Below are 6,822 nucleotides of genomic sequence, written 5' to 3' on the forward strand. Positions count from 1 at the left end.
ATACCTGAGGTGTAGGGCGGTAGTACGGGAGAGTGGCCCCATGGATCACACGGCGCGGGCGCGCGCATGGCTCGACACGGCGGTGGCTGAGGCGCGGGCCGGGCTGCGGGAGGGCGGCATCCCGATCGGCGCGGCGCTCTACGGCCCCGACGGCACCCTCCTCGGGCGGGGCCGCAACCGGCGCGTCCAGGACGACGACCCCTCGCTGCACGCGGAGACCGCCGCCTTCCGCGCGGCCGGACGGCAGCGGTCGTACACGGGTACGACCATGGTGACCACCCTCTCGCCCTGCTGGTACTGCTCCGGGCTGGTGAGACAGTTCGGGATCTCCCGGGTGGTGATCGGGGAGGCCGTCACGTTCTCCGGCGGGCACGAGTGGCTGGCCGGGCACGGGGTGGAGATCGTCGTGCTGGACGACCCGGAGTGCGTCACTCTTATGGGGGACTTCATCGCCGGGAACCCGGAGCTGTGGAACGAGGACATCGGGGAGAGTCTCGGTGAGAGTGAGGGCATCGGTGAGTAGGACGACCTCGGGTATCCCCACGATCGATCTCCACCCGTGGGTGGAGGGCGGCCCCGAGGCGCGTCGGCGCATCGCCCGTACGGTCGACGAGGCGCTCCAGACCGCCGGGTTCCTCCTGGTCACCGGTCACGGCGTCGACGCCGGGCTGCGCGCCCGGGTCCGCGCGGCGGCCCGCGAGTTCTTCCTGCTGCCGGCCGCCGCCAAGGAGCCGTACGCCGCCGAGGTCGGCGGACGCGGCTGGCTCGCGCAGGGCGCCGAGGCCAACGGGTACGCCGAGGGCACGGCGACCCCGCCCGACCTCAAGGAGTCGCTCACCTTCGCCAACGACGTCCCGTACGCCGATCCCGCCGTGGACGCGGAGTGGTGCGCGCCGAACGTCTGGCCCCAAGAGGTGCCGCGGCTGCGGGAGTTGTGCGAGGAGTACCTCGACCGGATGGCGGCACTGGAGAAGCAACTCCTGCTGCTGCTGGGCGAGGCGCTCGGCCTGGAACCCGACTTCTTCAGCCGCCACATGGACCACCCGACCTACGGTTTCAACATCAACTGGTACCCCGGCACCGACGTCGTCGGCACCCCGCACCCCGGGCAGTTCCGCGTCGGCCCGCACACCGACTTCGGCACGGTCACGATCCTCGACCGCCAGGCGGGCAAGGGCGGCCTCCAGGTCTGGACGGAGACCGACGGCTGGCAGGACGCGCCGTACGACCCCGCCGCGTTCACCGTCAACATCGGTGACCTGATGGCCCGTTGGACCGGCGACCGCTGGCGCTCCGGCCGCCACCGGGTCCTCCCGCCCCCCTCCGACGCGCCCACCGAGGAGCTGATGTCCCTCGTCTACTTCGGCGAGTGCACACCCGGCACCCGGGTGGAGTCGGTACCGGCGCCGGTGGGGAGGGTGGCGTACGAACCGGTCGACTCGCACGCGTACTTGAGGGCGAAGCTGGACTCGATCACGGTGAAGTGAGGGACCCGGTGAAGTGAGGGACGCGGGCTCTCAGCCCGCCTGGTCCGCCCCCGGCAGGTCCTTGTGGAGTTCGCGGCGGGTGTCGTCCAGGTCGTCGAGGAGGGAGAGCAGGGGGCGGCGGGTGAGGATCGCGTTGTGCTCGATGTGGACCGTCGCCAGGGTGGCGAGGTTGACGGAGAGGAGGCGCAGGCCGTCGCTGCCGTACTCCTTGAGGACCAGGTCGGCTACCCGGGCCGCGCGGGCGGCGACGCGCTCCTCGGGGAAGAGGCCGACCGTGTGGCGCAGGAGCTGGAGGGTGATGCGGGAGATGTCCGGGAGGATCTTCATCAGCTCCACGGAGTCCGCCTCCTCCTCGTCGCTCCAGGTCTCGTCGTCCCACGCGCTGCTCAGATCCAGCCCCATGGCCGCCCTCCCGCTCGCCTTGCCCGTCGACTCGGACCGTACGCCCACGGTCCGTACGCGCCACGGGAGTTGCGGAAATTGCCCTCGAACGAAGGAACTTCCCCCGCTCTGGACAATTCCCGGCGAATTTTGACACGGTGAGACGCGCCGGCCGCGATGCGAATACGCGGCCCATTCCGCCGTGCCTCTCGCACCCGGCGGCAATTCCCGTGCAGCGACAGGAGTTTCCGCATGCCCTTCGCCGACCACCTCGCCCAGAGCCCGTACAGCACCCCGGGCGACCGGGCCGGCCTGTACGCCGGCCTGCCCGCCGACCCGGCCCGACTGGCCCGCGTCGTACGGGACTTGCTGATCCACCGCGGCGAGGGCGACCTGTTCGGGTACGCCATTCCCGAGGACCGCCTCCACCACGACGCCGAAACCCGTTACGTGGACGGCATCCTGGGAATTCTCGCCGCCCGCTCCGGGGCCCCGCTCGGAAAACCCCGGCCGCCCGCCGAGCGATTCGTCGGCGTCTGCCGGGACTTCGCTCTCCTGTACTGCTCGATGCTGCGCCACACCGGCACCCCGGCCCGGATCCGCTCGGGATTCGCGGACTATTTCGGCACCGACGGCTTCCACGGCGACCACGTCGTCACGGAGTACTGGCACGCGGACCGGGGCCGCTGGCTCCTCGCGGACCCCCAGCTCGCCGACCCGGACATCACCCGCCACTGGAACGCCGGCTTCGACCCCCTGGACGTCCCCCGCACCCGCTTCCTCACCGCCGGCACGGCCTGGCGCATGATCCGGGAACAGGGCGCCGACCACAGGGAGTTCGGCCTCCATCCCCCGCAGGAGGGACCCCTGTGGGGCGAACGCTTCGTCGCGGGCAACGTCCGCCTCGACCTCGCCGCCCTCAACAACGTGGAGACCCTGCTGTGGGACGTCTGGGGCCTCGACCACACGGACCACGACCAGGACCAGACCCTCGACGAGGAGGCCCGCGCGGTGTACGACCGTGCCGCCGCCGTCATCGCGGGCGACGAGGTGCCGTACGCCGAGGCCCGCGCCCTCTTCACCGGGGACGACGTGCTGCGCACCCCGGAGACGGTCCTGAGCCTGGCCCTCTACAACGGGCCTACCCGGGTAACTCTCAGGAGCCAGGTCAGCTCACGGCATTGTCCGCGCTGACATCATCGGGCCCCAGGTCGGGCGTGTCCGGGCTCACGGAGAACGCCGTGTCCCCGGCCACCGCCACGATCGCGTCGCCGACCAGCGTCAGGCCCGGCACCACGTTCTCCGGCGCCCCGGCCGGGTCCCGGAGCTTGTCCGTCGTCCACAGCACGTTCCCCGTGACGACTTCGAGCGACAGGAGCCGCCCGTACCGGTTGACGAGGAAGAGGCTGCCGAACGTCCGGGACCACACCGGCTTCGACAGGTTCTCGACCTGGGTGTCCGCCTGCCACACCAGCGCCCCGGTGCCCGCGGCGACCGCGCTCACCGTCCCGTCCGGCCGGACGAAGTACACCGTCGAGCCGATCAGCGTCGCCGTACCCCGTACGGTCTGCGCGAGCGGGATCCGCGTGACGGCCCCGCTCGCCGGGTCCACCCGCAGGAGCGTCGTGTACGCCTCGTCCAGCCCGCCCAGCGACTGCTGCTCCCGGTCCTTCGACTGGACGAACAGCGGCTTCCCGGCGAGGTCCCCCAGCGGTACTACCGCTGGAGGCAGCGTGGTGAGCTCGCGCGCGCCGTCCTCGCCGAGCCGCAGCAGGCTCCAGTCGCGGGACGCCGGGTCGTCCTGGTCGCTGCACAGACCGTAGGGGGAACCGTGTAGTACCAGCGGGGTACACCGCGTGCCCGCCGACGACTTCGTGGAGCCCCGCCACAGGTCCTTGCCGGTCCGCGCGTCGATGCCGATCAGCTCGGCGTGGTCCGTCGACAGGGCCAGGACACCCCCGTCGAACAGGACGGCGGGCTGCGTCGCGTCGACGGACCGGGTCCAGCGCCGCTCGCCGGTCCGCGCGTCGAGCGCGACCAACTGCCACTCGATGACGTCCCCGGACGACTCGACGGGCGGGTTCTCGTAGACGTACACGAGCCCGTCCCGCACCCCGAGCGGGCGCGCGTACTGCGGGCTCACCCCGAACCGCCAGGTCACGCGCCCCGTCCCGGCGTCCAGCCGGGCGACCGTGAAACCGCTGCCCGTGCAGTACAGGGCAGCCTTGTCGGGGACGCAGCCCGGCCGGTCGTGGCTGGACAGCCGGTCCTGGTCGGCGGCGGCCACGGCCCGCGTGAGGTTCGTCCGCCATGGCGACCAGCCCTCGGGCAGGGACAGCACGGGGGAGTCGACGGTGTCGGAGGAGTCCGAGGAGGCACCCGAGCCCATGGGGAGGCCCCAGGTGAGGAGCGCGATGCCGGCGACGCCGACGGTCACGGTCGCGGTGAGGATCCGCCACACGCGCCGAACTCCCGTACCGAGCAGGGCCGTTGCCCGGCGTCGGGGAGCGGCCGGCGCCGGTCCGCGGCGCCGCTTCGGGAGCCACCGGCGCCGCTTAGAGAGCCACCGGCGCCGGGCCACCACGACGGCCTGCGTCGCCGCGTCGTACGCGATGCCCTCGGGCTCGGTCCGGTCGCCCGGCGGCGGGGCGGGCGAGGTGTCCGGCAGGGTCTCGAACAGCCTTTGCAGCTCAGCGAGTCGGGGCCTGCCCTCCGGCTCCTTGATGAGGCACCGTTCGACGATGCCCCGCAGCGGCTGCGTCACGCCGTCCAACGACGGCTCCTCGTGCATGACCTGATACACCGTCAAGTACGGGCTCTCGCCGTCGAAAGGGCGGGTCCCCGTCGCCGCGTACACCAGCAGCGAGCCCAGCGAGAACACGTCCGAGGCGGCCGTCACCTCACGGGGCGAGGTGAACTGCTCCGGCGACATGAAGGGCGGCGTGCCCATCAGGCGGCCGGTGATCGTGAGCGTCTGGTTGTCGGCGGCGCGCGAGATGCCGAAGTCGATGACGCGGGGGCCGTCCTCGGCCATCAGGACGTTGCTCGGCTTCAGGTCGCGGTGCACGACCCCGGCCCGGTGGATGTCCTTGAGCGCCTCCGTCAGGCCGAGCGCCAGGACCCGCAACTCCCGCCCGGTGAGCGGGCCTTGGCCTGCGACCACCTCGGAGAGCGTGGGGCCCGGGACGTACAGCGTCGCCATCCACGGCACCTCGGCGTCCGGGTCCGCGTCCACGACCGGCGCGGTGAACGCGCCGCTCACCCGCCGCGCGGCCTGGACCTCCTGCCGGAAGCGGGCCCGGAACTCCTCGTCCTGCGCGTACTGCGCGTGCACGACCTTCACCGCGACCTGCCGCCCGGACGGCGAGTGCGCCAGGTGCACGACGCCCATCCCGCCGCTGCCGAGCCGCTCGGCGAGCGTGTACCCACCGACGGAGACGACGGACCCCGATTCCCCGCTGCTCGGCGGCATGTACGGTCGCCCTTCCCGAAGATCCTTGCGCGGCTTGGGTGTTGCGGGGGTTCAGCCTAGAGCCTGGAGGGCCGTGAGCCGAGGGAGGGTGCGGCGGGGGTGCCGGTCCGGGGGGCGCGTACGCCGTCGACCCGGTGGCCGGGGCGGCGGCGCCCACCCCGGCTGCCGCGCCCCCGTCACCTCACCCCTCGTCCGCCTCCCGCGCGCTCCGCTCCAGCTTCTCCCGGTACGCCGCCCACCAACTCGCCTCCTCCTCCGGCACGTTGGACTTGTCCGCCAGCTCCCCGACCGAGCCGTCCAGGAGTTCGCGGACGATGTCCGCGTGGCCCGCGTGGCGGCTCGTGTCCGCGCAGACGCGGGTCAGGAGGTGGTGGAGGGTCGTCGCCCGGCGCTCCTTCGGCCACCAGGGGACCAAGCCGACTGCGTCCAGGGGGAGTTCGGCGACCGTCGCGGCCGTGTGGGCCCAGGCGGCGCGGTACAGGCCGACGATCTCCGCGCGGGACTCCTCGGCCGTCGCCCACATGTCCGCGTTCGGTTCGGCGTCGCGGGTGTACCACCAGGGCGGCGGGTCCTCGGTGTAGTACGGCCGCCCGAACGTGTCGCCGAAATAGCCGAGTTCGATGCCCGCGCAGTGCTTGACCAGGCCCAGCAGATTCGTGCCGGTCGGGGTGAGGGGCCTGCGTACGTCGTACTCGCCGAGCCCTTCCAGCTTCCACAGCAGGGAGTCGCGGGCCTCCTGGAGGTACCGCAGCAGGTCCGCCTTCGGGTCGGGAAGATCCGGGTCGGGAAGGTCAGGGTCGGGAAGAGTCGTCTCCGTCATGCGCAGCAGCGTGTCACCCGGCACTGACAACTCCCGCCGACCGGCGCTCAGTCCGCGTCCTTCTTCGGGCCCTCGTCCGTGCCCCCGGTGTCCTTGCGCCGCAACTCCTCCTCGCGGCGCCGCAGATCGGCCTCCCACTCCTTGAGGAGCGCCTCGTCCTTCTTGTTCTCCTCCTTGAGGGAGTTCAGGAACTCGGGGTTGTCGTCGGGTGCCACCCAGGTCGTGCGGTGGTTGCGGTGCCACTCGGAGGGGGTACGGCCACCCGTCGGCGGCGTACGCACCTTGCCCGTCACGAGCCACGCGATCGAGCCCGCCAGCGGGAACAGCAGGATGATGAAGACCCAGGCGACCTTGGGAAGGTGCCGCACCTCGTCCTCGGGCGTGTTCAGGCAGTCGATGAACGCGAAGATCATCAGCGCCAGCGGAACCAGGAACAACAGCAGTCTGAGCATCGGGCGGTTTCCCCCAGGAAACGGCGTCGGGGCCCGGTGGCCCCGGTGTCGGGGCCAGGGTAACGGCTGGGGAAAATCCGGCGCAGGGGGCGGGCACACCCATGGGTACTACTAGATGATCGATTCCAAGGGGTCGGCTGCGCGCACAAGGGAAGGGAGCCCAACGTCGGTGTGTGAAGACAGAGTTGGACTCCCTCGCCACCGCACTCT

At 71.8% G+C, this 6,822-nt stretch carries 7 protein-coding genes; 3 read left to right on the plus strand and 4 right to left on the minus strand.

What is annotated here, in order from left to right:
- Nucleotides 1-40 precede the first annotated feature (40 nt).
- A complete protein-coding gene (locus PV682_RS41950) occupies nucleotides 41-523 on the plus strand; it encodes a nucleoside deaminase (protein ID WP_319737906.1) in 483 nt (160 codons plus the stop codon).
- Nucleotides 516-1,487, plus strand: a complete 972-nt coding sequence (locus tag PV682_RS41955) for an isopenicillin N synthase family dioxygenase (protein ID WP_319737908.1) — start codon at nucleotides 516-518, stop codon at nucleotides 1,485-1,487. Before PV682_RS41950 ends, PV682_RS41955 begins: the two co-directional genes overlap by 8 nt.
- A 30-nt stretch (nucleotides 1,488-1,517) precedes the next feature.
- On the opposite strand, the gene PV682_RS41960 is transcribed toward PV682_RS41955, so the two are convergent.
- A complete protein-coding gene (locus PV682_RS41960) occupies nucleotides 1,518-1,889 on the minus strand; it encodes a hypothetical protein (RefSeq protein ID WP_319737910.1) in 372 nt (123 codons plus the stop codon).
- Between the two features lie 231 nt (nucleotides 1,890-2,120).
- Between PV682_RS41960 and PV682_RS41965 the strand changes: the two genes are divergently transcribed.
- On the plus strand, nucleotides 2,121-3,062 hold the full coding sequence (locus tag PV682_RS41965; RefSeq protein WP_319737912.1) for a transglutaminase-like domain-containing protein: 942 nt from the start codon (nucleotides 2,121-2,123) through the stop codon (nucleotides 3,060-3,062).
- Here the strand turns inward: PV682_RS41965 and PV682_RS41970 are convergent.
- The 3 genes from PV682_RS41970 to PV682_RS41980 all read right to left on the minus strand — a co-directional run bounded on the left by PV682_RS41970 (nucleotide 3,037) and on the right by PV682_RS41980 (nucleotide 6,612).
- Entirely contained in the window at nucleotides 3,037-5,340 is a 2,304-nt protein-coding gene (locus PV682_RS41970; RefSeq protein ID WP_319737913.1) for a protein kinase domain-containing protein, read from the minus strand. The two genes, PV682_RS41965 and PV682_RS41970, sit on opposite strands and share 26 nt — an antisense overlap.
- Nucleotides 5,341-5,521: 181 nt before the next feature.
- On the minus strand, nucleotides 5,522-6,160 hold the full coding sequence (locus PV682_RS41975; protein ID WP_319737914.1) for a DinB family protein: 639 nt from the start codon (nucleotides 6,158-6,160) through the stop codon (nucleotides 5,522-5,524).
- Between the two features lie 47 nt (nucleotides 6,161-6,207).
- Nucleotides 6,208-6,612: a PLD nuclease N-terminal domain-containing protein gene (locus tag PV682_RS41980; protein ID WP_319737916.1), complete on the minus strand. Its 405-nt coding sequence runs from the start codon at nucleotides 6,610-6,612 to the stop codon at nucleotides 6,208-6,210.
- Nucleotides 6,613-6,822 lie beyond the last annotated feature (210 nt).

Source organism: Streptomyces niveiscabiei, assembly GCF_033794345.1.
Lineage (GTDB): Bacteria > Actinomycetota > Actinomycetes > Streptomycetales > Streptomycetaceae > Streptomyces > Streptomyces niveiscabiei.